This is a genomic window from Variovorax monticola (genome assembly GCF_051216855.1).
GTDB lineage: Bacteria > Pseudomonadota > Gammaproteobacteria > Burkholderiales > Burkholderiaceae_C > Variovorax.
The window spans coordinates 736550-763331 of record NZ_JBPJZP010000001.1; the positions used below are offsets into that span (position 1 = coordinate 736550).

At 68.7% G+C, this 26782-nt stretch carries 24 protein-coding genes; 10 read left to right on the top strand and 14 right to left on the bottom strand.

All coding sequences use genetic code 11. From position 1 onward, the window contains the following. Positions 1-11: 11 nt before the first annotated feature. Positions 12-3167 (top strand): efflux RND transporter permease subunit, encoded by a 3156-nt coding sequence (locus ACSFA5_RS03350; protein WP_435442588.1) that lies wholly within the window; start codon positions 12-14, stop codon positions 3165-3167. Between the two features lie 10 nt (positions 3168-3177). Further along, positions 3178-4635, top strand: coding sequence for an AdeC/AdeK/OprM family multidrug efflux complex outer membrane factor (gene adeC / locus ACSFA5_RS03355; RefSeq protein ID WP_435442589.1), 1458 nt, complete (start codon positions 3178-3180; stop codon positions 4633-4635). A gap of 34 nt (positions 4636-4669) precedes the next feature. Here adeC and ACSFA5_RS03360 read toward each other — a convergent pair whose 3' ends face one another. Both ACSFA5_RS03360 and ACSFA5_RS03365 read right to left on the bottom strand, forming a co-directional pair. Then, the gene (locus ACSFA5_RS03360) at positions 4670-6235 is read right to left on the bottom strand and encodes an MFS transporter (RefSeq protein WP_435442590.1); all 1566 of its coding nucleotides are present in this window, start codon (positions 6233-6235) and stop codon (positions 4670-4672) included. Positions 6236-6278: 43 nt separating this feature from the next. Then, the gene (locus tag ACSFA5_RS03365; RefSeq protein WP_435442591.1) at positions 6279-6593 is read right to left on the bottom strand and encodes a UBP-type zinc finger domain-containing protein; all 315 of its coding nucleotides are present in this window, start codon (positions 6591-6593) and stop codon (positions 6279-6281) included. Between the two features lie 126 nt (positions 6594-6719). On the opposite strand from ACSFA5_RS03365, the gene ACSFA5_RS03370 reads away from it, so the two are divergent. The 5 genes from ACSFA5_RS03370 to ACSFA5_RS03390 all read left to right on the top strand — a co-directional run bounded on the left by ACSFA5_RS03370 (position 6720) and on the right by ACSFA5_RS03390 (position 12171). Further along, entirely contained in the window at positions 6720-7142 is a 423-nt protein-coding gene (locus ACSFA5_RS03370) for a cupin domain-containing protein (protein WP_435442592.1), read from the top strand. Positions 7143-7363: 221 nt separating this feature from the next. Continuing rightward, positions 7364-9628 carry a TonB-dependent receptor gene (locus tag ACSFA5_RS03375; protein WP_435442593.1) on the top strand — a complete coding sequence of 755 codons (2265 nt, stop codon included), beginning with the start codon at positions 7364-7366 and terminating at the stop codon, positions 9626-9628. Positions 9629-9649: 21 nt separating this feature from the next. Next, positions 9650-10336, top strand: a complete 687-nt coding sequence (locus tag ACSFA5_RS03380; protein ID WP_435442594.1) for a Fe2+-dependent dioxygenase — start codon at positions 9650-9652, stop codon at positions 10334-10336. A 52-nt stretch (positions 10337-10388) separates the two neighbouring features. Next, entirely contained in the window at positions 10389-11432 is a 1044-nt protein-coding gene (locus tag ACSFA5_RS03385; RefSeq protein ID WP_435442595.1) for a DUF2167 domain-containing protein, read from the top strand. A gap of 10 nt (positions 11433-11442) precedes the next feature. Further along, positions 11443-12171: a site-2 protease family protein gene (locus ACSFA5_RS03390; protein WP_435442596.1), complete on the top strand. Its 729-nt coding sequence runs from the start codon at positions 11443-11445 to the stop codon at positions 12169-12171. 37 nt (positions 12172-12208) lie between these two features. Here the strand turns inward: ACSFA5_RS03390 and ACSFA5_RS03395 are convergent, their stop codons facing one another. Then, positions 12209-12454: a hypothetical protein gene (locus tag ACSFA5_RS03395; protein ID WP_435442597.1), complete on the bottom strand. Its 246-nt coding sequence runs from the start codon at positions 12452-12454 to the stop codon at positions 12209-12211. 217 nt (positions 12455-12671) lie between these two features. On the opposite strand from ACSFA5_RS03395, the gene ACSFA5_RS03400 reads away from it, so the two are divergent. Further along, on the top strand, positions 12672-13019 hold the full coding sequence (locus ACSFA5_RS03400; protein WP_435442598.1) for a hypothetical protein: 348 nt from the start codon (positions 12672-12674) through the stop codon (positions 13017-13019). An 85-nt stretch (positions 13020-13104) separates the two neighbouring features. On the opposite strand, the gene ACSFA5_RS03405 is transcribed toward ACSFA5_RS03400, so the two are convergent. The 6 genes from ACSFA5_RS03405 to ACSFA5_RS03430 are packed head-to-tail and all read right to left on the bottom strand — an operon-like array spanning position 13105 to position 18443. Continuing rightward, on the bottom strand, positions 13105-13893 hold the full coding sequence (locus ACSFA5_RS03405) for an enoyl-CoA hydratase-related protein (RefSeq protein WP_435442599.1): 789 nt from the start codon (positions 13891-13893) through the stop codon (positions 13105-13107). Positions 13894-13895: 2 nt separating this feature from the next. After that, positions 13896-14726: an SDR family NAD(P)-dependent oxidoreductase gene (locus ACSFA5_RS03410; RefSeq protein ID WP_435442600.1), complete on the bottom strand. Its 831-nt coding sequence runs from the start codon at positions 14724-14726 to the stop codon at positions 13896-13898. A 26-nt stretch (positions 14727-14752) separates the two neighbouring features. Further along, positions 14753-15172 (bottom strand): MaoC family dehydratase, encoded by a 420-nt coding sequence (locus ACSFA5_RS03415; RefSeq protein WP_435442601.1) that lies wholly within the window; start codon positions 15170-15172, stop codon positions 14753-14755. A 10-nt stretch (positions 15173-15182) separates the two neighbouring features. After that, the gene (locus tag ACSFA5_RS03420; RefSeq protein ID WP_435442602.1) at positions 15183-15623 is read right to left on the bottom strand and encodes a MaoC family dehydratase N-terminal domain-containing protein; all 441 of its coding nucleotides are present in this window, start codon (positions 15621-15623) and stop codon (positions 15183-15185) included. Positions 15624-15633: 10 nt separating this feature from the next. Then, positions 15634-16827, bottom strand: coding sequence for a lipid-transfer protein (locus ACSFA5_RS03425; protein WP_435442603.1), 1194 nt, complete (start codon positions 16825-16827; stop codon positions 15634-15636). Positions 16828-16883: 56 nt separating this feature from the next. Beyond that, positions 16884-18443, bottom strand: a complete 1560-nt coding sequence (locus ACSFA5_RS03430) for a long-chain-fatty-acid--CoA ligase (RefSeq protein ID WP_435442604.1) — start codon at positions 18441-18443, stop codon at positions 16884-16886. Positions 18444-18567: 124 nt separating this feature from the next. On the opposite strand from ACSFA5_RS03430, the gene ACSFA5_RS03435 reads away from it, so the two are divergent. Both ACSFA5_RS03435 and ACSFA5_RS03440 read left to right on the top strand, forming a co-directional pair. Continuing rightward, positions 18568-19614 (top strand): AraC family transcriptional regulator, encoded by a 1047-nt coding sequence (locus tag ACSFA5_RS03435; protein WP_435442605.1) that lies wholly within the window; start codon positions 18568-18570, stop codon positions 19612-19614. 59 nt (positions 19615-19673) lie between these two features. Then, positions 19674-20249, top strand: a complete 576-nt coding sequence (locus tag ACSFA5_RS03440) for a GbsR/MarR family transcriptional regulator (RefSeq protein WP_435442606.1) — start codon at positions 19674-19676, stop codon at positions 20247-20249. Positions 20250-20268: 19 nt separating this feature from the next. Here the strand turns inward: ACSFA5_RS03440 and cydX are convergent, their stop codons facing one another. The 5 genes from cydX to cydD are packed head-to-tail and all read right to left on the bottom strand — an operon-like array spanning position 20269 to position 26643. Continuing rightward, entirely contained in the window at positions 20269-20418 is a 150-nt protein-coding gene (gene cydX / locus ACSFA5_RS03445) for a cytochrome bd-I oxidase subunit CydX (RefSeq protein WP_435442607.1), read from the bottom strand. 14 nt (positions 20419-20432) lie between these two features. Next, the gene (gene cydB, locus ACSFA5_RS03450) at positions 20433-21587 is read right to left on the bottom strand and encodes a cytochrome d ubiquinol oxidase subunit II (protein ID WP_435442608.1); all 1155 of its coding nucleotides are present in this window, start codon (positions 21585-21587) and stop codon (positions 20433-20435) included. After that, positions 21584-23203: a cytochrome ubiquinol oxidase subunit I gene (locus ACSFA5_RS03455; RefSeq protein ID WP_435442609.1), complete on the bottom strand. Its 1620-nt coding sequence runs from the start codon at positions 23201-23203 to the stop codon at positions 21584-21586. Before ACSFA5_RS03455 ends, cydB begins: the two co-directional genes overlap by 4 nt. 42 nt (positions 23204-23245) lie before the next feature. Continuing rightward, positions 23246-24958, bottom strand: coding sequence for an amino acid ABC transporter ATP-binding/permease protein (locus ACSFA5_RS03460; protein WP_435442610.1), 1713 nt, complete (start codon positions 24956-24958; stop codon positions 23246-23248). Continuing rightward, on the bottom strand, positions 24955-26643 hold the full coding sequence (cydD, locus tag ACSFA5_RS03465; protein ID WP_435442611.1) for a thiol reductant ABC exporter subunit CydD: 1689 nt from the start codon (positions 26641-26643) through the stop codon (positions 24955-24957). The genes ACSFA5_RS03460 and cydD overlap by 4 nt, the downstream gene beginning before the upstream one ends. Between the last annotated feature and the right edge of the window lie 139 nt (positions 26644-26782).

Genomic DNA, 26782 nt, shown 5'->3' on the forward strand with positions numbered 1-26782 from the left:
AAGAGACCCTCATGGCACGTTTCTTCATCGACCGCCCCATCTTCGCGTGGGTTCTCGCCATCATCGTGATGCTGGCCGGCGTCATGTCCATCTCCACCCTGCCGATCGCGCAGTACCCGAGCATTGCGCCGCCGGCCGTCGCCATCACCGCCAACTACCCCGGCGCTTCGGCCAAGACGCTGGAGGACACCGTCACCCAGGTCATCGAGCAGAAGATGAAGGGGCTGGACCGCCTGAGCTACATGGCCTCGACCAGCGAGTCGTCGGGCTCGGTCACACTCACGCTCACCTTCGAGAACGGCACCGACCCCGACACCGCGCAGGTGCAGGTGCAGAACAAGCTCTCGCTGGCCACGCCGCTGCTGCCGCAAGAGGTGCAGCAGCAGGGCGTGACGGTCACCAAGTCGGCCACCAACTTCCTGAACGTGCTGGCCTTCGTGTCCGAGGACGGCAGCATGAACGGCTCCGACCTGTCGGACTACGTGGCCGCGAACGTGCAGGACGCCTTGAGCCGCGTCGAGGGCGTGGGCGACACCACGCTCTTCGGTTCGCAGTACGCCATGCGCGTGTGGCTCGACCCGAACAAGCTCGCCAACTTCAGCCTCACGCCGCTGGACGTGAAGACCGCGATCCAGGCGCAGAACGCGCAGGTGTCGGCGGGGCAACTGGGGGGCATGCCGGCGGCGGACAACCAGCAGATCAACGCGACCATCACCTCGCAGACGCGCCTGAAGACCGCGCAGGAGTTCGAAGACATCCTGCTGCGCACGCAGACCAACGGCGCCCAGGTGCGCCTGCGCGACGTGGCCCGCATCGAGCTGGGCAGCGAGTCGTACAACACGGTCGGCCGCTACAACGGCAAGCCGGCCGCCGGCCTGGCCGTCAAGCTGGCCGCGGGCGCCAACGCGCTGGACACGGTCAAGGCCATCTATGCGCGGGTGGCCGAGCTCGAGAAGTTCTTTCCGCCGGGCATGAAGGTGCAGAAGCCCTACGACACCACGCCCTTCGTGCGCATCTCCATCGAGGAAGTGGTGCGCACGCTGATCGAGGCGGTGGTGCTGGTGTTCCTGGTGATGTACCTGTTTCTGCAGAACTTCCGCGCCACGCTGATTCCGACCATCGCAGTGCCGGTGGTGCTGCTGGGCACCTTCGGCGTGCTCGCGGCCTTCGGCTTCACCATCAACACCCTGACGATGTTCGCCATGGTGCTGGCCATCGGCCTGCTGGTGGACGACGCGATCGTGGTGGTGGAGAACGTCGAGCGCGTGATGACGGAAGAAGGCCTTTCGCCCAGGGAGGCCACGCGCAAGTCGATGGGCCAGATCACCGGCGCGCTGGTCGGCGTGGCCCTGGTGCTGGCGGCGGTGTTCGTGCCGATGGCCTTCTTCGGCGGTTCCACGGGCGTGATCTACCGGCAGTTCTCGATCACCATCGTCTCGGCAATGACGCTGTCGGTGCTGGTGGCGCTGGTGCTCACGCCCGCGCTGTGCGCCACGCTGCTCAAGCCGGTGCACAAGGGCCACGCCATGGCGACCACCGGTTTCTTCGGCTGGTTCAACCGCAGCTTCGACCGCGGGAACACGCGCTACCAGGGCATCGTGCGGCACATGGTGGGCAAGGGCTGGCGCTACATGGCGCTGTATGCGGTGTTGCTGGCCGTGGTGGTGTTCGGCTTCATGAAGCTGCCGGTGGGCTTCTTGCCGGACGAAGACCAGGGCACGATGTTTGCGCTGGTCCAGCTGCCGCCGGGCGCCACCAACGCGCGCACGGAAGAAGTGATCCGCCAGGTCGAGCACCACTTCCTGGTCGACCAGAAGGACGCCGTCTCGGGCATCTTCACGGTGGCGGGTTTCAGCTTCGCGGGCAGCGGGCAGAACACGGGCTTCGCCTTCATCAAGCTCAAGCCCTGGGACGAGCGCAAGGGCGAGGCGCTGAGCGTGACGGGCGTGTCGGCGAAGGCCGGCGCCTTCTTCAACACGATTCGCGACGCGAAGGTGTTCGCCTTCGCACCGCCCGCCGTGGCGGAGCTGGGCAACGCGACCGGCTTCGACCTGATGCTGCAGGACCGCGCCAACCTCGGCCACGACGCGCTGATGCAGGCGCGCAACCAGCTGCTCGCCACGCTGGCCAAGGACAAGCGCCTGGTGGCCGTGCGCCCCAACGGGCAGGAAGACACGCCCGAATTCAGGCTGGAGATCGACCCGCACAAGGCGCAGGCCCTGGGTCTTTCGATGAGCGACATCAACGACACCTTCTCGGCCGCATGGGGCAGCAGCTACGTCAACGACTTCATCGACAAGGGACGCGTGAAGAAGGTGATGCTGCAGGCCGACGCGCAGTACCGCATGCTGCCCGCGGACATCGACCGCTGGTACGTGCGCAACAGCGCCGGAACGATGGTGCCCTTCACCTCCTTCGCCAAGGCGGGCTGGAACTCGGGCTCGCCCCGCCTGGAGCGCTACAACGGGGTTCCGTCGGTGGAAATTCTCGGCATGGCCATGCCCGGAGCCGCGTCGAGCGGCGAGGCGCTGGCCATCGTCGAGGCGGCGGTCGCGCAACTGCCGCCGGGCATCGGCTACGAATGGACGGGGCTGTCCCGCCAGGAGAAGGCATCGAGCGGGCAGACCGGCCTGTTGTACGGGCTGTCGATCCTGATCGTGTTCCTGTGCCTGGCCGCGCTCTACGAGAGCTGGGCCATTCCGTTCTCGGTGATCCTGGTGGTGCCGCTCGGCGTGCTGGGTGCGCTCGTTGGCGCGATCCTCACCTGGAAGATGAACGACGTCTACTTCCAGGTAGGGCTGCTCACCACGATCGGCCTCGCGTCGAAGAACGCCATCCTGATCGTCGAGTTCGCCAAAGACCTGCACGCGCAGGGCAAGGGCCTGGTCGAGTCGGCGCTGGAAGCGGCGCGCCTGCGGCTTCGCCCCATCCTCATGACGTCGCTGGCCTTCATCCTCGGCGTGTTGCCACTGGTTCTGGGCAGCGGTGCCGGCGCAGGCGCGCAGCATGCGCTGGGCACGGCCGTGATCGGCGGCATGCTGTCGGGCACCCTGCTCGCGATTTTCTTCGTGCCTCTTTTCTTCGTGCTGGTGCGCCGCCTGTTCAAGGGCAAGAGCGATTCCGCCGCACCGGCCCCGCTTGCACAACCGGCTGCGGCCGCATCCTGAGAGGTCTGTCATGAACCTGTTCCGCTTCACACCGCTCGCGCTCGCCGCCCTGATGGCCGGCTGCAGCCTGATGCCCGCCTACCAGCAACCCGCAGCGCCCGTGCCCGCCAGGTTCGCCGGCGACCCGGGCGCCGACACGGCCGCCACGCCGGTCTCCGATCTCGGCTGGCGCGATGTGTTCACCGATGCCTCGCTGCAGCGCGTGATCGAGATGAGCCTTGCCAACAACCGCGACCTGCGCGTGGCCGTGCTGAACATCGAGAAGGCCCGCGCGCAGTACCGGGTGCAGGACGCGGCGCTCTTGCCCACCGTCAACGCCAGTGCCGGCGGCAGCGGCAGCCGCACGCCGGCCGACCTGTCGTCCACGGGCGCGGCGCTCACTTCGCGCCAGTACAGCGCATCGCTCGGCGTCAGCGCCTACGAACTCGACCTGTTCGGCCGCGTGCGCAGCCTGAGCGCGCAGGCGCTGCAGCAGTTTCTTTCCACCGCCGAGGCGCGCCGCAGCACGCAGATCACGCTGTTGGCCGAGGTGGCGACCGGCTACCTCACGCTCGCTGCCGACCAGGACCGGCTCAAGCTCGCGCGCGACACGCTGCAGAGCCAGAACGACTCCTACAGGCTCAACCGGCGCAGCTTCGAGCTGGGCGTGGCCTCGGCGCTCACGCTGAGCCAGGCGCAGACCAGCGTGGACGCCGCGCGTGTGGACGTCGAGCGCTACACCGCGCAAGTGGCGCAGGACCGCAATGCGCTCGTGCTGCTCGTGGGCGCCGACGTGCCGATCGACCTGCTGCCCAAGGCCTTGCCCGACGGCGCAACCGCAGGCGCAAGCCCGTTGGCCACCATTCCGCCGGGGCTGTCTTCCGATCTGCTGCAGCGCCGCCCCGACATCCTGCAGGCCGAGCGCGATCTGAAGGCCGCCAATGCCTACATCGGCGCGGCGCGCGCGGCCTTCTATCCGAGCATCAGCCTCACCGCTTCGGCCGGCACGTCGAGCAGCCAGCTCTCGGGCCTGTTCAAGGGCGGCTCGGGCGCATGGAGCTTCGCGCCGCAGATCACGCTGCCGATCTTCGACGGCGGCGCCAACCGGGCCAACCTGAAGATCGCCACCGTGAGCCGCGACATCTCTGTGGCGCAGTACGAGAAGGCCGTGCAGACGGCGTTCCGCGAGGTGTCGGACGCCCTGGCCCAACGCAGCACGCTCGGGCGCCAGCTCGACGCACAGCAGTCGCTGGTCGACGCCACGTCCGAGAGCTATCGCCTGTCGCAGGCGCGCTTCCAGCGCGGCGTGGACAGCTACCTGAGCGTGCTCGACTCGCAGCGCTCGCTCTACACCGCGCAGCAAGACCTGATCGGCACGCGCCTGTCGCGCTTCACCAACCTGGTGACGTTCTACAAGACGCTGGGCGGCGGATGGGCCGAAACCACCGACGCGCCCCTTGCCGCCAAGTCTTCGGACAGGCGCTCTTGAGGCCATGCCTTGAAGACGGCGCAGGTGCGCCTCTTCAGGGCGAATGTGCCTCGCCTGCGTTCACGCCGCGCAGCCGCACCGCCACCAGCACGCTCACCGACAGCAGCACCGCGGCGCAGATGCCGGCTGTCAGGCGCAGGCCGTGCATCAGCGCTTCGCGGGCCGTGTCCAGCAGTTGCGCGCCGGCACCGCCTGCACCGGCCGAGAGCTGCCCGGCCAATGCCACCGCGCCGCCCAGCGTGCTGCGTGCGGCCTCCACCTCGGCCGGGCCCGCCAGGCCGGCGGGCACCGCGTCGCCCATCGTGGCGCGGTAGATCGCCGCACCGATGCTCCCGAGAATCGCGATGCCCAGCGCGCCGCCGAACTCCGAGCTGGTTTCCGAAATGGCCGACGCCACGCCCGCGCGCTCCGGCGGCGCGCTGCCCACCACCAGGTCGGTCGCCAGCGTGAACACCGGCGCGAGGCCGAGCGAAGAGACCACGGCGCTCGCCACCATCCAGGCCAGTCCGTCCTGCGCGGGCAGCACCGCCAGCATGCCGAAGCCCAGCGCCGCCACCGCCAGCCCGCCGCCCATCACGAAAGCCGGCGGCATGCGCCACACCAGCGGCGGCACCACCAGCGAGCCGACGATGAAGCCGCCCGCGCTCGGCATGCTCCACAGGCCCGCATGCAGCGGCGACAGGCCCAGCACCAGCTGCAGGTACTGGGCGTTGTACAGAAACATGCCGAACATCACGAAGCAGGCCAGCATGTAGGCACCCAGCGAGACGCCGAAGGCCGGCAGCGCGAACAGGCGCAGGTCGATCATCGGATCGGCGAGCCGTTTCTGGCGGCGAACGAACACCCAGCCGAGCACCGCGCCCACGGCAATGGACAACAGCGCCAGCGCATGCACCCCGTGCTCGGCGATCTGCTTCACGCCGTAGATCGCCGCCAGCACCGCGCCCAGCGAAAGCCCCGCGCTGGCCAGGTCGAGCCGGGCCGCGTCGGGGTCGCGGTACTCGGGCAGCAGCAGCGGCCCGAGCACCAGCAGCAGCACCATCACCGGCACGCCGATCAGGAACACCGAGCCCCACGCGAAGTACTGCAGCAGCACGCCGCCCACCACCGGGCCGATGACGGCGCCGGCCGAGTAGCTGGAGATCCACACGCCGATGGCCACGGTGCGCTGGGCCGGGTCGAGGAACATGTTGCGTATCAGCGAGAGCGTGGACGGCGCCAGCGTGGCGCCCGCCACACCGAGCAGCGCGCGGGTGGCGATGAGCATGTTGGCGCTGGTGGAGAACGCCGCCAGCACCGAGGCCACGCCGAAGGCCGCCGCGCCGATCAGCAGCAGGCGCCGCCGGCCGATGCGGTCGCCCAGCGTGCCCATGGTGACCAGCAGGCCGGCGACGAAGAAGCCGTAGATGTCGACGATCCACAGCAACTGCGAGGCGGTGGGCTTGAGGTCTTCGCTGATCGACGGGATGGCCAGGTTCAGCACCGTGAGGTCCATCGAATAGAGCATGCAGGGCAGCGCGATGACGCCCAGGCCGGTCCATTCGCGTGCCGTGGCGCGGACGGTGGAAGAGTCGGGGGCTGCGTTCGGAGGGATGTGCATGGGACGGGGCAAAAGAGGATGCGCGGGTGCTTCACGCAGCCGTTCAGACGAACCTGGGAATGGGCCCGACCTGCGGCGTGGTGTCGTCGCCCAGGTCCAGGGCCACGCGGTCCACGAAGCACCAGCCCCAGCCTTCGGGTGGGTCGTAGCCTTCGATGATCGGGTGCGAGGTCTCGTGGAAGTGGGCCCGCGCATGGCGGTTCGGCGAATCGTCGCAGCAGCCCACATGGCCGCAGGTGCGGCACAGCCGCAGATGGACCCAGGGGCTGCCGGTCTTCAGGCACTCCTCGCAGCCCTTGGCGCTGGGCACGACGTGGTGGATGCCGTCGGTGTGGGTGCATGGCTTGGGCTTGCTCATTCGGTGTTCCTCATGAAGTGCGAAAAGGTCGATGGCCGAAGGCTACCGCGATGGTGCCTTCACTGTCGGCAGGAACGCTTTATGCGTGCTGCGCCGCAACACCCACCCCCTGCGAAGGAGCGCCCCATGCTGGACCGTACCGCCACCCAGTTCTCCCACGTGAAACCCGACGACACGGAGTTCGTGCCGGGCGGTCTGCGAGACTTTTTTCTCTACCGCGACCTTGGCATTGCCGAAGCCACCCACGGCAAGGTCATCGCGCATCTGGTCAAGGCCAACATGGCACCGGAAACGGGCACCGGCTGGCACCGCCACGAGGCGGACTTCCAGATCGTGATCATGGTCAAGGGCTGGGCCCGCTTCATGTACGAAGACAAGGAAACGCTGGTCGAGGCCGGCGACGTGGTGCACCAGCGCCCTGGCATCCGGCACTACCTGTTCGACTACTCGCCCGACATGGAGTACCTGGAGATCGTCTCGCCGGCGGATTTCAAGAGCATCGACGTGGAGCCGGTGTGCGAGATACCGGCGGCCACGCCCTGGGAGTGATCCGGCAGTTCCCGATGGCGGCCAGGGCGGCTTCCTGAACGAACCTGCCTTTCACCTGACTCGACAGGTAAAGACGCGAGCCTGTCTCGCCGGCCAGACACCCATCGGCATGGGACTACAAATAAGAGTCATTCGCGGCCAGAATTTCCATCTCGGTGGTGCTTTTGTTTGCACCGCACGGCCCGGGCGCTCCAGCCCGTGCACTTATCGGAAATTCGCCCATGACCCGCTCCTCCCGCACACCCGTGGCCCTCGCCCTGCTCAGCCTTTGCGCTTCGCTGCCCGCCGCGTTCGCCCAGCAAGCCCCTGCGCCCACCGCACCTGCCACCGCCGCCGGCACCTCCGTGCCCGCCACGCTGCGCGAGGTGCAGGTGCAAGGCGCGCAGGACAAGACTGGCTTCGGTGCCAACCCCGCCTCCCTGAGCCGCCTGCCGGCCGACCTGCGCGACGCGCCGCAGTCGATCACCGTGATCAACCAGGCCGTGATGCAGTCGCAAGGCGCGACTTCGCTGGCGAGCGCGCTGCGCAACGTGCCGGGCCTGACCATCGGCGGCGCCGAGGGCGGGCAGATCGGCACCAACATCAACCTCAACGGCTTCTCGGCGCGCACCGACATCTACCTGGACGGCGCACGCGATCGCGCCCAGTACTACCGCGACACCTTCGCGCTCGACTCGGTCGAGGTGCTGATGGGCCCGTCGTCGATGCTGTTCGGACGCGGCTCCACCGGCGGCGTGATCAACCAGGTCACCAAGAAGCCGTCGCTCACGCCCGCGGGCGAAGTGTCGGTGTCGGCGAGCACCACGGGCCTCGTGCGCTCGACCATCGACATCAACCGCCCGCTGTCCGACACCTCGGCCTTCCGCATCGCGGCCATGGGCCAGCAGGGCGACGCGAGCACGCGCGACCAGACGAAGCTGAAGGACTTCGGGCTCGACGCCTCGCTGAAGTTCGGCATCAACACGCCCACGCAGGTCACGCTCTCGGCGCTGGTGCAGCACAACCGCGACCAGCCCGACTACGGCGTGTCGCCGCTCAACGGCCACCCGGTGAAGGTCGACCGCGACACGGCCTACGGCTTCAGCGACGACCGCACCATCTCCGACATCCAGGCCTTCAGCGCGGTGGTGCAGCACAAGCTCACGCCCGACACGTCGATCCGCAACCAGACGCAGTACAACGACGTGACCACCGACGCGCGCGAGACCGCGCCGCAGAGCATCGGCACGCTGTCGGCCAAGGGCGTGTTCACGCCGTTCTCCACCGGCACCACGGCCGTGCCGGCGGCCGCCTTCTCGTCGTTGCCGCTCGGCAGCCTGTGGGTGCGCCAGCAAAGCCATGACCGCACGATCCACGACAAGTCGCTGTTCAACCTGACCGAGCTGAACACGAAGTTCGAGACGGGCACCGTCAAGCACACGCTGCTCACCGGCCTGGAACTGGGCCACGACACCTACGACAACCAGGCCTACTACCGCAACGGCACCTGCGCCGGCGTGCCGCTGAACGCAGCGGGCGCCACCAGCGGCTATGCCACCTGCTCGCCGCTGCTGGCGCCCTACCAGGGCAACACGCCCAGCACCGCGCCCTCGCTGCCCGGCAACCTGGCCACGGCCAGCGCAACGACCGTCGCCGGCTATGTGAACGACACCATCGAGCTCAGCCCGCAGTGGAAGCTGGTGGGCGGCGTGCGACAGGACCACTACCGCGCGAACATCGCCAACAGCATCACGACAGCGACCACGCTGGCCGCCGAAAGCCAGACGGTCGACTTCACCAGCGTGCGCGCCGGCGCCATCTGGCAGCCGACGCCCGCGCAGTCTTACTACGTGTCGTACAGCACGTCGTTCAACCCCTCGCTCGAGCAGCTGGTGGCCACCACCGGCAGCACGCAGCCGCTGCCGCCGCAGAAGAACAAGGCCTACGAGCTCGGCGGCAAATGGGACATGAACGACGGCAACCTGTCGTTCACGGCCGCCGCGTTCCAGATCACGCAGACCAATGCGCGCTCGCAGAACAGCGACGGCACCTACAGCGCGACCGGCACGGTGCGCGTGAACGGGGCGCGCGCCGGCGTGGCGGGCCGCGTGACCGACAAGCTGCAGCTGTTCGGCGCCTACACGCACCTGGACGCGACCATCGTCGAGGGCATTGCGCCCGGCACGCTCGGCAAGACGCCCGCCAACACGCCGAAGGACGCGGCCAGCCTGTGGGCCACCTACGCCCTCACGCCCGAGTGGGAAATCGGCGGCGGCACCACCTACAGCGCGAAGCGTTTCGCGAACAACACCGACCTCGTGCAGGTCGGCGGCTATGCGCGGCTGGACGCGATGGTGGCTTACCATCAGCCGAAGTACGACATCCGCCTGAACGTGTTCAACCTGGCCAACCGCCACTACTACGACGCGCTCATTCCTTCGGACGGCGGCCGCGCGGTGCCGGGCTCGGGCCGCGCCGCCACGCTGTCGCTCACCTACCGCCTCTGAGTTGACGAGGAGCCTTCGCCCATGCTGGTCTGCATCCCCGGTGTTCTGGACCGCGAAGCGCTCGCGACGGTGCGCGCGCGCCTCGATGCGGCCGGCGATGCCTGGGTCAACGGGCGCGTCACCGCGGGCCACCAGGGTGCGCCGGTCAAGTTCAACCAGCAGATCGACGAAGGCTCGGCTGTGGCGCACGAGTGCCAGGCCATCGTCGCAAGCGCGCTCGAACGCCACCCGACCTTCATCAGCGCGGCCCTGCCCAACCTGCTGTACCCGCCCATGTTCAACCGCTACGGCGAAGGCATGCACTTCGGCCTGCACGTGGACGGCGGCGTGCGCATCGACCCGCGCACCGGGCGCAAGCTGCGCACCGACCTGTCGGCCACGCTGTTCCTGTCGGACGCCGACAGCTACGACGGCGGCGAGCTGCAGATGGAAGACAAGCACGGCATGCAGACCGTGAAGCTCGCGGCCGGCGACATGGTGCTGTACCCCGCCACCAGCCTGCACCAGGTGACGCCCGTCACGCGCGGCGTGCGCGTGGCGTGTTTTTTCTGGGTGCAGAGCCTGGTGCGCGACGCGGGCGACCGTGCCCTGCTGTTCGACATGGACCACGCGATCCAGCGGCTGAACCAGAGCGGCGCGGACGAGGCGGCGCGGCGCACGCTGGTGGGCACGTACCACAACCTCCTGCGGAAGTGGAGCGACACGTAGGTATTTACACTCTTCTCGCTCGCCAGATTCATAACAACCGAGGAGAGAGAACTTGCGTATTCAAACCGCCCGCCTGACGGCCGGCCTGCTGCTTTCGTGTGCCGCTTTCGTGGCGCATACCGCGCACGCCGCCTCCCCCACCGGCACTTCCACCGGTGCTTCCACCAGCCCTTCCACCACCGCCGCGCCGGCCTCGACCACCGCTTCGCCGGAGGCCGAGCAAGAAGCCGCATTCAAGGCCGCCAAGGCCGTGCAGAAGGCCGGCCCCGCCGACATCGTGCTGCGCGACCAGGCCCACCTGAAACTGCCGGAAGGCTACGTCTGGGTGCCCACGCCCGCTGCCGCACAACTGATGCGCGCCATGGGCAACCGCACCGACGACACCTTCCTCGGCGCGATCTTCCCCGTCGACGACGCCGACTGGATGGCGGTGGTGAAGTTCGTGAAAGAGGGCTACATCAAGGACGACGACGCGAAGGAGTGGAACGCCGACGACCTGCTCAAGAGCCTGAAGGAAGGCACCGAGGCCGCGAACGAGGAACGCGCCAAGCGCGGCATTACCGCCATCGAGGTGACCGGCTGGGCGCAGAAGCCCGAGTACGAGGCCGGCACGCACCGCCTGGTGTGGTCGGCCCTGTCCAAGCGCAAGGGCGGCGCGGACGACAACCAGGGCGTGAACTACAACACCTACGCGCTGGGCCGCGACGGCTACCTGAGCCTGAACCTCATCACCAACGCCCGGGACATCGACAAGTACAAGCCCGACGCCGCCAAGCTGCTCACCGCGCTGCAGTACGACGACGGCAAAAAGTACGCCGACTTCAACGGCTCCACCGACAAGGTCGCGGCCTACGGCCTGGCCGCGTTGGTGGCCGGCGTGGCGGTGAAGAAGCTGGGCCTGTTCGCGATCATCCTGGCGTTTGCCGCCAAGTTCGCCAAGCTGGGCATCGTGGCGGTGGGCGCCGCGCTGTGGGGCTTCGCGAAGATCTTCAAGAAGAAGCAACCCGAGGTGGTGGCCACGCCCGCCGCACAGGTGGCGCCGCCGCCGAACGACAACGCCCCCTTCAACGAGCCGCCCAAGCCCCCCGCGACCTGAGGCACGCGCCATGGTGAAGCTGCTGCTGTTGCTGTTGAGCGCGGGCAAGCTCGGCAAGCTGCTGCTCTCGGGCGGCACGATGCTGGTGTCTGTGCTGGCCTATGCCTTCGTGTTCGGCTGGCGCTATGCGGTGGGCTTCGTGGCGCTGATTTTCGTCCACGAGATGGGCCACTTTCTGGCGGCGCGGCAACGCGGCCTCGACGTGGGGCTGCCCACCTTCATTCCGTTCGTGGGCGCATGGATCGACCTGAAGCAGCAGCCGCACGACGTGGAGACCGAGGCGTGGGTCGGCCTGGGCGGGCCGCTGCTCGGCAGCCTCGCCGCACTGGCCTGCTACTTTGCGGCGCGCGAGACCGACAGCCGGCTGCTGCTGGCGCTGGCCTACGCGGGCTTCTTCATCAACCTGTTCAACCTGATTCCGCTGTCGCCCTTCGACGGTGGCCGCATCACCGCGGTGCTCACGCCGCGCGTGTGGCTGGTGGGCGTGCCGGTGCTGGTGGCGCTGTTCTTCTGGCGACCGAGCCCGATGCTCATTCTGGTGGCCGTGCTGGCCGCGCCGCAGGTCATGCGCGCGTGGAAGTACGACCCGAAGGACCCGGCCAACCAGCAGTACTACGCGGTGTCGGGCGAAACGCGGTTGACGTACAGCGTGTACTACATCGGGCTGCTGGCGTTCCTGGCCGTGATGGCGCACGACACGCACGAGATGCTGGGCAGCGCGCGCCTGCTGGGCGTCTGATTGTTGAAAAGAGAGCGCTGCGTGCACCCGGCGCGCTTCAGGTGCTGGTTTGCTTGACGTGGGAGCGGGCTTTTTCCTGCGCAATGGCCAGGCTGCCCTTGGCGGTGATCACCTTCACCAGCATGGCGTTCAGCGCGATGCCTGATTTGGTGATCCGCATCTGATGCGAGGCCTCGATCATGCCCTGGTCGAGAAGCCGCCTGGCCGCCGCAAAGTCGGCCTGCAAGGTCAGCAGTCGCGGCGGCATCATGCGGTCGAGGCGCAGCAGCAGTTGGATGTCCATGGGTGCTCTCTGAAGTGGAGCCGCGGCAACGCCGCGTGGTGCTCTGCTTCAGCATGGCCGGGCGGCCCTGGTGCTGTCTGTGCGCTTTCGAACATACGCACAGGGGTCACGCACGGTGCGCCTTCGCTGACACCGAGCGTAGCAACAGCCCCACCCGGTTGCTGCGGCGCAGCCCCTCTATTGAAGTCTTCAATTACTTCTTGCAGAGGCTTCCGACATGAACCGAATCACCACCACATTTCTTGCAAGCTGCATCGCCATGGGCGCTGCTTCCGCCATGGCACAAGCAGGCGGAGGCGGCGGGCCGGGCTTGAACAGCCCCGACAGCGGAGCCGCGCAGCAGAAGCCCCTGACCGGCGGAACCGGTCCGACCAACCCGAACGCCATGCGCACTGCGCCTACCGCCACGCCAGGCGATGCGGCCTCGGGCGGAAACCTGTCGGGGAACGCCAAGGCATCGGGCGGTGCGATGAGCTCGGGGCAAACGTCGCGCAGCACGTCGAAGAAGGGTGCCGCCGGCAACACGCAAGGCTCCGGCCAGGCGCAAACGCCGAGTGCGCAGTGAAGCAACAAGCCGACAAGCGCTGCGCCGACGTCGACGCGTCTGTACAGCCGTCCTGATCGAGAAGGCTGCGGGGCACACCCAAGGCTCAGCGTCCGGCAAAACGCGGCACGCGCTTTTCCACGAATGCCAGCACACCTTCGCGCGCATCCGCGCTGCCGGCGCGCTCGCGCAACAGCTTGTGTTCCATCGCAAGGTGTGCCTCGAAAGGCCGTCCCGGCGCGCTGGCGCACAGCGCCTTGATGCCCGCGAACGACGCACTCGCACCGCCAGCAAGCCGCGCCGCCAACGCTTCGGCGGCGGCGGCCAACTCGGCATCGGGGTAGAGCGCGTCGACGGCACCCCAGGCCAGGCAGCGCTGGCTGTCGATGGCGTCGCTCAGCATCAGCAACTGCTGCGCACGCACGGGACCGACGCGGCGCGCTAGGAAGTACGAGGCGCCCGCGTCCGGCGACAACCCGATGGCCGCATAACCCGTGCGCAGCTTCATCGATTCCGCCGCGAGCACGAAGTCGCCGCACAGCGCGAGCCCCACGCCCGCGCCGCCTGCGGACCCGTTCACTGCGACAACCAGCGGTGCCGGCTGGGTCGACAGGCGCAGCAACGCCGGGTGCAGACGGTCGAGGATGTCGTCGACCAGTTCGGGCAAAGCATCGCCCGCCGCCACGAACTCGCCGATGTCGCCACCGGCGCAGAACACGCGGCCCTCGCCGGACAGCAGGATGGCGCGCGGCTTCTGCGCGATCACCTCGTCGATGGCGTGCACCAGCGCGCGGCTGCTCTCCCGCCCGATCGCATTGGCGCGGTCGAGGCGTTTCAGCACGATGCGGCCGATGTCGTCGGCCACGCCCCAGGCAATGCCTTCGCTCTCTTCCATGCTCAGATGCCCGTCAGTCCGCCGGTGCACATCAGCGTCTGCCCGCTCACGTAGTCGGACTCGGGCGCGCACAGCAGGTACACCGCGCCGGCCGCCTCCTCGGGCGTGCCGCCGCGGCCCAGCGGAATCGACTGCTCCATCATCGCCAGCAGCCCCGGATTGATGCCCACCTTGATCTCGCGGCCCTCGATGTTCGCGGTGGAAGCCTCCGCCGTGCTGGCGGTCAGCCGCGTCTGGATGAAACCGAAGGCCACGCAGTTGACCGTGACGTTCATGCGGCCCCACTCCTTGGCCAGCGTTTGCGTGAGCCCGACGATGCCGGCCTTGGCGGTCGAATAGTTGGCCTGCCCCGCGTTGCCGAAGAGGCCGGCCACCGACGAGATGTTGACCACCTTGCGCACCACGCGTTGCCCTGCTTCGGCTTCTGCCTTCGACAGCGCGCGAATCACCGGCTGCGCCGCGCGCAGGATGCGAAACGGCGCCGTCAGGTGCACGTCGATCATGGCGTACCACTGCTCGTCGGTCATCTTCTGCACCACGCTGTCCCACGTGTAGCCCGCGTTGTTGACGACGATGTCCAGCCCCTTGTATTCGTTCACCGCCGTGCCGACGAAGCGCTCGGCAAAGTCCGGCGCGGCCACGCTGCCGACGCAGGCCACGGCCTCGCCGCCCGCCGCGCGAATGGCCTGCACGGTGTCTTCGGCCGGCTCGGCATCGAGGTCGTTCACGACGATGCGTGCGCCCTCCGATGCGAGCTTCAATGCAATGGCCCGGCCGATGCCGCGGCCCGAACCGGTGACAAGGGCGACCTTGCCGGCGAGTTTGGGTGTCATGTCTCTTGTCTTTCCTTGAAGTGATGTCAGCGCAGCGCCACCAGCGCCTCGCCCGCGATGCGCGCCTGACCGTACTGGTTGGCGCTGAGCACCTCGATGCGCACGCAGCGCTCGCCGTCGTGCGCGAGCTTTTCGACCACGCGGCCGGTGCAGCGCACCGCATGGCCCAGGTGCGTGATGCCCTGGAAGCGCACGTCGAAGCGGCGCAACTGCGACTGCGGCGACCACTGCGTGAGCAGCCGGCCCAGCCAGGCCATGCCCAGCATGCCCTGCGCGAACACGTCGGGCATGCCCGCCTTGCGCGCGAAGTCGGTGTCGATGTGAATCGGGTTGTGGTCGCCCGAGGCGCCCGCGAACAGCGCGAGCGCGGTGCGGTTCACCGGCGGCAGCTGCAGTGCGGGCAGTTCGTCGCCGACTTGCACGGCGTCGTAGGTCACGGCGTTCATCGGTGTTCCTTCAGTGGCGGCACACGATCACCGCGCGCAGCTCGGCGACCAGCTCGTCGCGCTGGTTGGTGGCGCGCGAGGTCTTCACGACGAACTCGAGCGCGCCGTTCTTCTTGTCGTAGATGTCGGTGATGGTGGAGCGCACCGTCACCGTGTCGCCCACGCAGGCCGGCCGGTGGTAGCTGAAGCTCTGCTCGCCGTGCAGCAGCTTCGACAGCGGAATCTGCAGGTCGTCCAGCAGCTGGCTGGACGCACCCGAGTCCAGTTCGGCCGCGAACAGGAAGGTCGGCGGCGCGGGCAGGTCGGGGTAGCCGGCGTCGCGCGCGGCGGCGGCGTCGGTGTAGACGGGGTCGGTCTCGCCGATGGCCTTGGCGAAGAACTGCAGCCGGGTGCGCTCGATGGGCAGCACCGAGGGCGGCAGCGCGTGGCCGATCCATTTTTTGTCGATCATGGCGCGGCCTTTACACGGGTTCGACGCGTTCGTACAGCGTGACCACGCATGCGCCGCCCAGCCCGAGGTTGTGCTGCAGCGCCATCCGAGCGCCCTCGACCTGGCGCTTGTCCGCCGTGCCGCGCAGCTGCTGGACCAGCTCGGTGCATTGCGCCAACCCGGTGGCGCCCAGCGGGTGCCCCTTCGACAGCAGCCCGCCCGAGGGGTTGGTGACCACCTGGCCGCCGTAGGTGTTGTCGCCGTCGAGCACGAACTTCTCCGCGCCGCCCACGGGGCACAGGCCCAGCGCCTCGTAGCTGAGCAGCTCGTTGTGCGCGAAGCAGTCGTGCAGTTCGACCACGTCCACGTCGTACGGGCCGACGCCGGCCGCGTCGTACACCTTCTGCGCGGCCTCCTGCGCCATGCTGAAGCCGACCACCTCGCGCATGTCGCGGCTCTCGAAGGTGATGGGCCGGTCGGTGGTCATGGCCTGCGCCTTGATGCGCACGCTGCGGTCCAGGCCGTGGCGCTGCGCGAAGCGCTCCGAGCACACGATGGCCGCGGCCGCGCCGCAGGTGGGCGGGCAGGCCATGAGCCGCGTCATCACGCCGGGCCACATGACCGGTGCGGCCATGACCTCGTCTTCCGTGATGACCGTGCGAAACAGCGCCACCGGATTGTTCGACGCATGGCGGCTGGCCTTGGCGCGGATCTTCGCGAAGGTGGACATCTGCGTGCCGTACTGCTGCATGTGCGCCAGCCCCGCGCCGCCGAAGTAGCGCAGCGCAAGCGGCACCTGCTCGTTGCCGACCAGCTCGTCGGTGAGGGTCTCGAACTGGTCGAACGGACTCGGGCGGTCGTTGAACACCGCGCCCAGCGCGCCGGGGCTCATGTGCTCGAAGCCCAGCGCCAGCACGCAGTCGGCCGCGCCGCTGGCCACGGCCTGGCGCGCGAGGAACAGCGCGGTCGAGCCGGTGGAGCAGTTGTTGTTGACGTTGACGACCGGAATGCCGGTCATGCCCACCTCGTACAGCGCGCGCTGGCCGGCGGTGGAGTCGCCGTACACATAGCCCACGTAGGCCTGCTGCACCAGCTCGTAGCCGATGCCGGCGTCTTTCAGCGCGGCGTTCGTGGCGTGGCTGGCCATCTGCGGATAGGGCTGGTTGGCGCCCGGCTTGGTGAACGGGATCATGCCGACCCCGACGACGTAGACGTCTTGACTCATGAAAGGCTCCTGGGTTGTTGGGTTGGAAGATGAAAGATGAAAGATGAAAGAGGGGCTTACGCAACGCTGCGCTGGCGGTCTCGCCAGAAGGGTTCGCGCAGCTTGGTCTTCAGCACCTTGCCGGCGCCCGACAGCGGCAGCGCGTCGAGCACGGCCACGCTGCGCGGGCACTTGTAGTTGGCGATCAGGGTCTTGCAGTGCGCGATCAGTTCCTCGGGCTGCACGCCCTGCCCCGGCTTGAGCACCAGCACCGCGTGCACGGCCTCGCCCCACTCGTCGCTCGGGATGCCGATGACCGCGCAGGCCGCCACCGCCGGGTGCTGGTTGATGGCGTTCTCGACCTCGGCTGAATAAACGTTCTCGCCGCCGCTGATGATCATGTCCTTCAGCCGGTCGACCACGAAGATGAAGCCGTCGTCGTCCATGTAGGCGCCGTCGCCGGTGTGCATCCAGCCGTCGCGCAGCGCGGCGGCGGTCTGCTCGGGCTTGTTCCAGTAGCCCTGCATCACGTTGGGGCCGCGAACGGCCACCTCGCCCACGGTGCCGCGCGGCACCTCGGCGCCTTCGGCGTCGACCACGCGCACTTCCATGCACACGCTGGCGCGCCCCGCCGAGCGCAGCTTGCCGGCCTTGCGGCCCTCGGCCGTGTGGAAGAACGCGGGGTTCAAGGTAGCGATGGGCGACAGCTCGGTCATGCCGTAGGCCTGCGCGAAGTCGACGCCCGGAAAGGCGTCCATGGCGCGGTTCAGCACCGCCTCGGAAATCGGCGATGCGCCATAGGTGATGTTCTTCAGGCTGCCCAGGTCGCGCGGCTTGCGCATGGCAGGGTGGTCGACCAGCATCTGGATCATGGTGGGCACCAGCAGCAGGCTGGTCACGCGGTCGCGCTCGATGGCGTCGAGCACGCCTTCGGGCGTGAACATCGGAATGACGGCATGCGTGTTGCCCACGAACCAGTGCGGCGTGCCCAGGCCCATGTCGGCCAGGTGGAACATGGGGGCGGCATGCAGGTAGCAGCCGCCGGCGGGCGCCAGGCCCTCGGCCTGCGCCGCCAGGGCCGAGCTGCAGATGTTGGTGTGGCTGAGCATCACGCCCTTGGGAAAACCCGTGGTGCCGCCCGTGTAGAAGATGCCGGCCAGGTCCTCGCCGCGGCGCCCGGTGTCGGGCACCGGCGACGCGGCGTCGATCAGGCCCTCATAGCCGTGCATGCCGGCCGGCACGGTACTTTCGCCGCAATAGATCACCTCGCGCAGGCTCTTCGACTGGCCGCGCATCTGTTCGACCACGGCCCGGAAGGTCTCGTCGACCAGGAGGATCGTGGAGCCCGAGTCTTCCAGCGAATAGAGGATCTCGGCCGGAGACCAACGGATGTTGCAGGGGTTGAGCACGCCGCCGCCCCAGGGCACGGCCATCTGGTACTCCAGGTAGCGGTCGGAGTTGAGCGACAGCATGGCGACGCGGTCGCCCGGTTGCATGCCCAGCCCCTGCAGCGCGCCGGCCAGGCGCGCCACGCGGTCGGCAAAGTCGCGAAAGGTCCGCGTGCGGCCGGCGAAGCGCACCGCAATGCTGTCGGGGCGCTGCTGCACGGACCGGTGAAGGCCCTGGGTCATGTACATGGGTTTGTCTCCGTCTCGTTCCAGTGCACGCATGGTAGAAATTCGCCCACCTCCCGGCGATTGCAGTTCACTTCGATCGCATGGCAGAAAACGTCAATTCGAAAGAGCGTCCATCGACAGACACATGCTGCAGCCGCCCGTCACGATTCCGATCGCCTTCGTCCACGGCATGCTGTCGGGCATTCGTGCGCGCGGTGCGCAAGGCACGCTCTGCATCGACACGGCGCTGCAGGACGCGGGCATCGAACCCGCGCTGCTCGACGCGGTGGGCGCACGCGTCACGGCCGAGCAGTACGTGGCGCTGTTCGCGTTGCTGATGGCGCGCATGGACGACGAGGCGCTGGGCTTCCTCACGCGGCGGCTGGGCCGTGGCAGCTTTGCGCTGATGACACGTTCCACGCTGGGCGCGCGCACCTTCGAGGTGTCGATGCGCCGCGTCGCCCGCACATTCGGCCTGCTGCAGGACGACCTGTCGCTGGTGCTGCTGCGCGAAGGCCCGCTCGCGGGCTTCGGGCTGCGGCTGAACAACGCGCCCGTCACGTACCAGAACTTCCTGCACGAGTTGATGCTGCGCGTGTACTGGCGGCTGTTCGCCTGGCTGCACGGCGGGCGGCTGGTGGCGCGCCGCTTCGACTTCGGCTTCGCGCTGCCGCCTTATGCGGACGGCTATGCCAAGGTGTTTCCGGGGCCGCTGCAGTTCGGCCAACCGCTGTCGGCGGTGTGGTTCGACGCCGGCGCGCTCGACACGCCCATGCACCGCGACGCGCAGGAGATGCAGGCGTTCATTGCCGCATCGCCTGCCAACGTGATCCTGCCGCGCGTGGCCGAGCAGGCCGTGAGCGCACGGGTGCGCGCCGCGCTGCAGCAGCACCGCCCGGCGTGGACCGACCTGGCCACTGCGGCGGACGTGCTGCACATGTCGGTCAGCACGCTGCAGCGGCACCTGGCGACCGAGGGCACCTCGTTCCAGTCGCTGAAGGACCAGCTGCGGCGCGACCTGGCCATCGTGCGGCTCGCCACGAGCACCGTGCCGCTGGCGGCGCTGGCCGAGGAGCTGGGGTTTGCCGACAGCGCGGCGTTCCAGCGGGCGTTCAAGGCGTGGACGGGGGGTGCGCCGGGGTCGTACCGGCGGCGGGTGCTGCCTGCGCACAGCCGGACCGAGCCGGACTGAGCCGGCGCGAGTTTTCAGAAGCTACCGGAACTCCAGCAATCTCGCGCGACAATTCGCGCATGGCCACCTCCGCAGAACTCCCGCCCCTCAACCGCCAGTTCGTCGCCCACTTCGGCGAGATGGGCAGCAAGTGGGGCATCAATCGCACCGTCGGGCAAATCTATGCGCTGATCTTTCTGTCGCAGCGCGCGCTCAATGCCGACGAGATCGCCGAGCTGCTGGAGTTTTCGCGCTCCAACGTGAGCATGGGCTTGAAAGAACTGCAGGCCTGGCGGCTGGTGCGGCTGCGGCACCAGGCAGGCGACCGGCGCGAGTATTTCGAGGCGCCGTCGGACGTGTGGGAAATTTTTCGGGTGCTGGCCGAAGAGCGTCGCCGGCGCGAGATCGAGCCCACGCTGTCGATGCTGCGCAACGCGTTGCTCGAATCGCCCACGAGCGATGCCGAGCGGCACGCGCAGGAGCGCATGCGCGAGATGCACGACCTGATCGACCGGCTGATGAAGTGGTTCGACGACGTGCAGCGGCTCGCGCCCGAAACCGCCATGAAGCTCATGGGGATGGGCGCGACCGTGACGAAGGTGCTGACGCTCAAGGACCGCATCACCGGCGGCGGAGCGTCGAAAAAGAAGCCTTGAGAAGGCTTGCGGGCGAACGCTAGAGCCGCTCCTGCCCTTGCGCAGGCTCGGGCGTGTCGAACTTGGCCTTGCGCACGGCGTCGTCGTCCATCAGTTCGTACCACATGGCGTTGAGCACGGCAAAGGCGGCTGCCAGGGGCAGGCCGAGAATCCAGGCGAAGTACCACATCTTTTTTTCTCCGTTCAGTACGCGTGTGCGCTCTCGTCGCGAATGGCTTGTTCGTCGACCTTGCCCCACAGCACGTGGTAGACCCAGCTGGTGTAGGCCACGATGATGGGAATGAAGAACGCCGTGACCACCAGCATGATGAACAGCGTGAGGTGGCTCGACGACGAGTCCCACACCGTGAGGCTGGCGCGCGGGTCGATCGACGACGGCAGGATGAACGGGAACATCGACGCGCCCACGCTCAGGATGATGCCGGCGATGCCGAGCGCCGCGGTCAGCAACGCCAGCACCGGGCGGCGCAGCATGAGGCCGAGCAACGCACCCAGCGCGCCGACGAAGCCGAGCACCGGTGCGGCCAGCGTCCACGGGTGCGCCGCGTAGTTGACCGTCCACGCGCCGGCGTGCAGCTCGACGGTCTTGAGCATCGGGTTCGACGGCCCCACGGCGTCGACCACGCTGCTGATGCGGTAGCCGCCGATGCTCGTCGCGAGCAGCACGCCCGCCAGCGCATACAGCGCGATGGTGAGCACCGCCGCAACCATGCCGTAGGTGCGTGCGCGCTCGGCCACCGGCCCCGCCGTCTTGAGCAGCAGCCACGAAGCGCCGTGCATCACGAGCATCGCCACCGACACCAGCCCGCACAAGATGGCGAACGGGTTCAGCAGGCCGAAGAAGCCGCCGTCATAGAAGATGTGCATGTCGGCGCTGAAGCGAAACGGCACGCCCTGCAGCACGTTGCCCACGGCCACGCCGCAGATCAGCGCAGGCACGAAGCCGCTGAAGAACAGCACCCAGTCCCAGCGCGCGCGCCACTGCGGCGACTCGCGCTTGCTGCGGAACTTGAAGGCCACGGGCCGCAGGATCAGCGCCGTGAGAATCACGAACATCGCCAGGTAGAAGCCCGAGAAAGACACCGCGTACAGCTGCGGCCATGCGGCGAAGATCGCGCCGCCGCCCAGGATCAGCCACACCTGGTTGCCCTCCCACACGGGGCCCACGCTGTTGATGACGACGCGGCGCTCGATGTCGTTGCGTGCCGCAAAGGGCAGCAGCATGCCGCTGCCCAGGTCGAAGCCGTCGGTCACGGCGAAGCCCACCAGCAGCACGCCGATCAGCAGCCACCAGATGACGCGCAGGGTGTCGTAGTCGAGGAGTGTGTGAAGGGTCATGCGGCGCTCCCGGTGGAAGAAATGGCGGCACCTGCGCTTGCGTGGGCCGGCGGAACGTGCGAGCGCGTGTCGCCTTCATCGGGCGCATGCTCCGCCTCGGGTCCCTTGCGGATGGCCTTGAGCATCAGCTTCATCTCGATGACGAGCAGCACGGTGTAGATGGCGACGAAGCCCGCAATCGTGAGCAGCAGCGTCTTCACGCCCAGGTTCGACACGGCCACCGCGGTCGGCAGCACGCCTTCGATCACCCAGGGCTGGCGGCCGAACTCCGCCACCAGCCAGCCGGCCTCGATAGCCAGCCACGGCAGCGGAATCGCGAGCACGGCGAGCTGGAGCAACCAGCGGTGGCTGTCGAGCTTGCGGCGCGCCGAGAGCACGAAGAAGGTGCCCGTCAGCAGGATCAGCAGCATGCCGATGCCCACCATCACGCGGAACAGCCAGAACAGCGGCGCCACCTGGGGCACGGTGTCCCATGCGGCCTTGGCGATCTGCGCGTCGGTGGCGGTGCGCGGGTCGTCCACATAGCGCTTGAGCAGCAGCGCGTAGCCCATGTTGATGCCGTTGTCCTCGAAGTCGCCGCGCACGCCCTGCGTCACCTTGTCGGTGCCGCCAGCCTCGCGGATCTTCTGCAGCGCGTCGTAGGCCTTGAGGCCTTCGCGGATGCGGGCTTCGGCGCGCTTGACGAGCTCGTCGATGCCGGGCATCACCGTGTCGAGCGAGCGCGTGCCGATGAGGCCCATCACGCCCGGTATGTGAATGGCGTAGTGCGTCTCGCGCGCCTCCTGGTCGGGAAAGCCGATGACGGTGAAGGCGGCGGGGGCGGGCTGGGTTTCCCACATGGCCTCGATGGCGGCCAGCTTCATCTTCTGGTGTTCGCCCGAGAGATAGCCGCTTTCGTCGCCGAGCACCGCCACCGACAGCGCGGCGGCCAGGCCGAACGAGGCCGCCACGGTCATCGAACGCTTGGCCAGTTCGATGTGACGGCCCTTGAGCAGGTACCACGCCGACACGCCGAGCACGAACACCGCGGCGCACACATAGCCGGCCGACACGGTGTGCACGAACTTGGCCTGCGCCACCGGGTTGGTCAACACCGCGGCGAAGTCGGTCACCTCCATGCGCATGGTCTGCGGGTTGAAGGCCGCGCCCACGGGGTTCTGCATCCAGCCGTTGGCAATGAGGATCCACAGCGCCGAGAAGTTGGAGCCGATGGCCACCGCCCAGGTCGCGGTGAGGTGGCCCACCTTGGAGAGCTTGTCCCATCCGAAGAAGAACAGGCCCACGAAGGTCGCTTCCATGAAGAAGGCCATCAGCCCCTCGATGGCCAGCGGTGCGCCGAAGATGTCGCCGACGTAGTGGCTGTAGTAGCTCCAGTTCATGCCGAACTGGAACTCCATCACGATGCCGGTGGCCACACCCATGGCGAAGTTGATGCCGAACAGCACGCCCCAGAACTTGGTAATGTCGCGCCAGATCACGCGCCCGGTCATCACGTAAACCGTCTCCATGATGGCCAGGATGACCGAGAGCCCGAGCGTGAGCGGCACGAACAAAAAGTGATACAGCGCCGTCACGGCGAACTGCAGGCGCGATAGCGCAACGATGTCGAGGTCCATGGGGTCTTCCTTTTGTTTTCCCTGTTTTCTTGTTCGCTGAAATCAATCCGGTCGCAGGCTGCGCAATGCGGCGTCGAAGGCCGCGCTGCCGCGCCGCAGGTCGGCCACGACGCGGCCCTGCGCCATGCACACGAGGCGGTCGGCCAAGGCGGCCTCGCGGCGCAGGTGCGTGGCGATGAGCAAGGTGCGCGGGCCGGCGTGTTGCGCCAGGCGCTGCAGCACGTCGTGCGCGGTGGCGGCGTCGAGCGCTTCGGTGGGTTCGTCGAGCAGCCACAGCGGCACCGGGCGCAGCAGCAGGCGGGCCAATGCGAGCCGGCGCGACTGGCCGCCGGAAAGGCCGAGGCCGCCTTCGCCCAGCCGTGTGGCCAGGCCCGCGGCCATGGCGCGCACGTCGCCTTCGAGCCCGGCGGCACGCAGCACCGCGTAGAGCTTTTCGTCGGTGGCGCCGGGGTCGGCGAGGCGCAGGTTGTCGCGCAGGCTGTCCTGGAAGAGTTCGGTGCGCTGGGTCAGCAGGCAGGCGGGCTGCGCGCTCGCACGACCCGACTGCGGCGTGATTTCGCCGGCGACGGCGGCGAGCAGCGTCGACTTGCCGGCGCCGCTCGCGCCGATCAAGGCCACGCGCTCGCCGGGAGCCAGGGTCAGCGACAGGTCGCGGAGCACCGGGGCGCGGCTGCCGGCGTGCGCGAAGCTCACGCCCTGCAGGCGCAGCGCGAAAGCAGGCTCTTCCTGGCGCACGGCCTCGTTCTGCGCGTTGTCCTCGCCGGTCATGCGCGGTGCAAGGCGGCGCACCGCCAGCCATGTGCGGCCCGCATCGAGTGCGCCACGGCGCAAGGCCGCGAAAGGCTCCGTGGCGGTGAGCGCCACCAGCAGGGCGAGCGCCGCGGCCGGTGCGCCGATGGCGCCCTCGCCGACCAGCGCACCCACAGCCAGCAGCACGCCGACGAGCGTCAGGGTGCCCGCGCTGCCGTAGGCGAAGCCGGCCGCGGCTTCGAGCTTGTTGAGCGCCAGGTCGGCCTTGGCGAGGTGCATGTCGGCGTTCATCAGCGCGTCGCGCTGGGCATCGATGCGCCCCGCCATCACCAGGTCGGTCTGGCCCGCCACGAGGTCGACGGCGCGTGCGCGCAGCGCCTCGATGGCATGCGCTCGCCGCACTGCCGGGCGGCGAGCGCTTCGTGCCACGGCAAAGGCGATGCCCCAGCCGGCGATCACCAGCCAGAGCCCCAGCGCCACGCCCATGCCGACGTGCATGAAGCCCAGCACCAAGCCGGCCAGCAGCGCGGCGCCCAGCGCGGCAGCAGCCGGCACGAACAGGCGCAGGTAGAGCGATTCGAGCGCGTCGATGTCCGAGGTCAGGCGAAACAACAGGCGGGCCGGCCGCCTCAGCAGCTCGCGCGCGGCCCCGGCTTTCGCCCAGCCGCGGAACAGGCGCACGCGCAGTGCGGCGAGCACGGCGAAGCTTGCGTCGTGCGTCACCAGCCGTTCGCCGTAGCGCGACGCCGTGCGGCCGAGCGCGAGCAGGCGAATGCCGGCGGACGGCATGAACACATCGAAGGTGAACGCCGTGGCGGCGTGCAGGCCGGCCAGCGCAGTCGCGGTGATGAACCAGCCGGAGAGGCCGAGCAGCGCCATGCCGGTCAACACGGTGACGGCTGCGAGCAGGCAACCCAGCAGCAACGGGCGCGGCTGCGCGGCGAGGAAGGGGCGCAGCACCGCGCGCAGGTCGCGCCAGTTCGAGGAGGCTCGGATGTCCTTCATGCCGCCTGCTCCAGCGTTTCGGCGACGAGGCTCACCGTGCGGTGCATGCGCGCGGCAAGCACCGGGTCGTGCGTGGCGACGATCAGGGTCTTGCCTCGCGCCAAGGCCACCAAGGCGTCGGCCACGCGCCCGGCGGTCTCGGTGTCGAGGTGCGCGGTCGGCTCGTCGACCAGCAGCAGGTCGGCGTGGCGGTGCACGGCGATGCGCGCGAGCGCGAGGCGCACGGCTTCGCCGCCCGACAGGCCCTGCCCGCCTTCGCCCAGCGCGACGCCGGGGTGCGCCTGCGCCACTTCTTCGAGCGCGGCGAAGCGCATCGCGGCGGCGACCTGCGGGGTGTGGACGCCGACGCGCCCCAAGGCCACGTTGGCCTCGACGGAGCCGGCGAAAACGTGCGGCGCCTGCCCCATCCACGCCATGCGCTGGCGCAAGGCGGCGACGGTGTGATCGGTGAGCGTCACGCCGCCGATGGAGATGTCGCCGCGGCGCGCCGGGACCAGGCCTGCGATCAGCGACAACAAGGCCGTCTTGCCGCAACCGCTGGGGCCGACCAGCGCGACATGCTCGCCGGCGGCGACGCGGAGCTCGAAACCGTCGAGCACCTCTTGCGGCTCGCCCGGCCAGGCAAAGTGCAGGTTGTGAATGGCGAGCGCAGGCGGGTCGTTCTGCACGCCTGCGGCGGTGCGGGTCAGCGAGGCAGCGGCACCCGGCAAGGGCAGTTCGTTGCGCTGCAGCTGTTCGAGCGATTGCAATGCGGCCTCGCCCGCGGCGCGGTCGTGCCAGACGGCCGACAGCTCGCGCAGCGGCTCGAAGAAGGCCGGGGCCAGCAGCAGCACGAACAGGCCTTCGCCCAGGCTCAGTTGCCGCCCCCAAGCACCGAACCCGAGCGTGCCCAGCAGATGAAAGCCCACATACACCGCCACCATCGCGACCCCGAGCGCCGAAAAAAGCTCGAGCACCGCGGACGAAAGGAATGCGATGCGCAACACCGCCATGGTCCGCCGGCGCAACGACTGCGCGGCGTCGCCCAGGCGCAGCGCCGTGGCGTCCACCGCGCCGAGCGCGCGCAAGGTGGCCAGGCCCCGGAGCCGGTCGAGCAGGAACGCGTTCATGCCGCCCATCTCCACCATCTGCGCCTCGCTCGCGGCCTTGGCGCGCCAGCCGACGATCGCCATGAAGACAGGAATGAGCGGCGCCGCGAACAGCAGCACCAGCGCGGCCACCCAGGAGAAAGCGGCCACGGCGCACAGGATGAACAGCGGCACCACGGTGGCGCGCCAGCGTGCCGGCTGGTAGCGCACGAGGTACGGCACCAGTGCCTCGGCCTGCTCGGCGAGCACGCTCGCTGCGAGCCCTGAAGGCGCGCGGCCGCGGTCGAGCGGCGAGCCGGCCGCCAGCGCCGCCGCCGTCTGCGCGCGCAGCGCGGTGAGTTGCGCCCTGGCGCGGCCGAAGGTCCGGCGCGAGCCCCAGGCCTCGCAGGCCGCACGCAGCAGCCCCAGCAACAGGATCGCGCCGGCCGGCCACAGCACAGCCGGCAAGCCTTCGCCCGAGGCCAGCCCCTGAACCGCCATCGCAAGGAACGCGGCTTGCGGCAACCAGAACAGCGCGGCCGCGCCTTGCACCACCCCGCCGACGTCGGGCGACGCGAAGGCCCGCAACGGCGATCGTGATGGCGTGGGCTTGGTCATTCCTTGGTTTCGTGTATTTTCAGTAATTACTGAAATTTCCACAATCATACCGAAGACAGCAGCGACTTTACGAGCCCGGAGACTGCGTGCCCCGGGCCTCCGGAGCAGGCACTTGAGATAAATCAAGCCAAGGCGCCGC

Coding starts and splice junctions, on each gene's coding strand:
- cydB (WP_435442608.1), bottom strand. CDS start 21,587: ATGACCCTTCACACACTCCTCGACTACGACACCCTGCGCGTCATCTGG.
- ACSFA5_RS03405 (WP_435442599.1), bottom strand. CDS start 13,893: ATGGAAGAGAGCGAAGGCATTGCCTGGGGCGTGGCCGACGACATCGGC.
- ACSFA5_RS03370 (WP_435442592.1), top strand. CDS start 6,720: ATGCTGGACCGTACCGCCACCCAGTTCTCCCACGTGAAACCCGACGAC.
- ACSFA5_RS03375 (WP_435442593.1), top strand. CDS start 7,364: ATGACCCGCTCCTCCCGCACACCCGTGGCCCTCGCCCTGCTCAGCCTT.
- ACSFA5_RS03440 (WP_435442606.1), top strand. CDS start 19,674: ATGGCCACCTCCGCAGAACTCCCGCCCCTCAACCGCCAGTTCGTCGCC.
- ACSFA5_RS03430 (WP_435442604.1), bottom strand. CDS start 18,443: ATGTACATGACCCAGGGCCTTCACCGGTCCGTGCAGCAGCGCCCCGAC.
- ACSFA5_RS03460 (WP_435442610.1), bottom strand. CDS start 24,958: ATGAAGGACATCCGAGCCTCCTCGAACTGGCGCGACCTGCGCGCGGTG.
- cydD (WP_435442611.1), bottom strand. CDS start 26,643: ATGACCAAGCCCACGCCATCACGATCGCCGTTGCGGGCCTTCGCGTCG.
- ACSFA5_RS03410 (WP_435442600.1), bottom strand. CDS start 14,726: ATGACACCCAAACTCGCCGGCAAGGTCGCCCTTGTCACCGGTTCGGGC.
- ACSFA5_RS03420 (WP_435442602.1), bottom strand. CDS start 15,623: ATGATCGACAAAAAATGGATCGGCCACGCGCTGCCGCCCTCGGTGCTG.
- ACSFA5_RS03380 (WP_435442594.1), top strand. CDS start 9,650: ATGCTGGTCTGCATCCCCGGTGTTCTGGACCGCGAAGCGCTCGCGACG.
- ACSFA5_RS03365 (WP_435442591.1), bottom strand. CDS start 6,593: ATGAGCAAGCCCAAGCCATGCACCCACACCGACGGCATCCACCACGTC.
- ACSFA5_RS03360 (WP_435442590.1), bottom strand. CDS start 6,235: ATGCACATCCCTCCGAACGCAGCCCCCGACTCTTCCACCGTCCGCGCC.
- ACSFA5_RS03350 (WP_435442588.1), top strand. CDS start 12: ATGGCACGTTTCTTCATCGACCGCCCCATCTTCGCGTGGGTTCTCGCC.
- cydX (WP_435442607.1), bottom strand. CDS start 20,418: ATGTGGTACTTCGCCTGGATTCTCGGCCTGCCCCTGGCAGCCGCCTTT.
- ACSFA5_RS03425 (WP_435442603.1), bottom strand. CDS start 16,827: ATGAGTCAAGACGTCTACGTCGTCGGGGTCGGCATGATCCCGTTCACC.
- ACSFA5_RS03395 (WP_435442597.1), bottom strand. CDS start 12,454: ATGGACATCCAACTGCTGCTGCGCCTCGACCGCATGATGCCGCCGCGA.
- ACSFA5_RS03390 (WP_435442596.1), top strand. CDS start 11,443: ATGGTGAAGCTGCTGCTGTTGCTGTTGAGCGCGGGCAAGCTCGGCAAG.
- ACSFA5_RS03435 (WP_435442605.1), top strand. CDS start 18,568: ATGCTGCAGCCGCCCGTCACGATTCCGATCGCCTTCGTCCACGGCATG.
- adeC (WP_435442589.1), top strand. CDS start 3,178: ATGAACCTGTTCCGCTTCACACCGCTCGCGCTCGCCGCCCTGATGGCC.
- ACSFA5_RS03415 (WP_435442601.1), bottom strand. CDS start 15,172: ATGAACGCCGTGACCTACGACGCCGTGCAAGTCGGCGACGAACTGCCC.
- ACSFA5_RS03400 (WP_435442598.1), top strand. CDS start 12,672: ATGAACCGAATCACCACCACATTTCTTGCAAGCTGCATCGCCATGGGC.
- ACSFA5_RS03455 (WP_435442609.1), bottom strand. CDS start 23,203: ATGGACCTCGACATCGTTGCGCTATCGCGCCTGCAGTTCGCCGTGACG.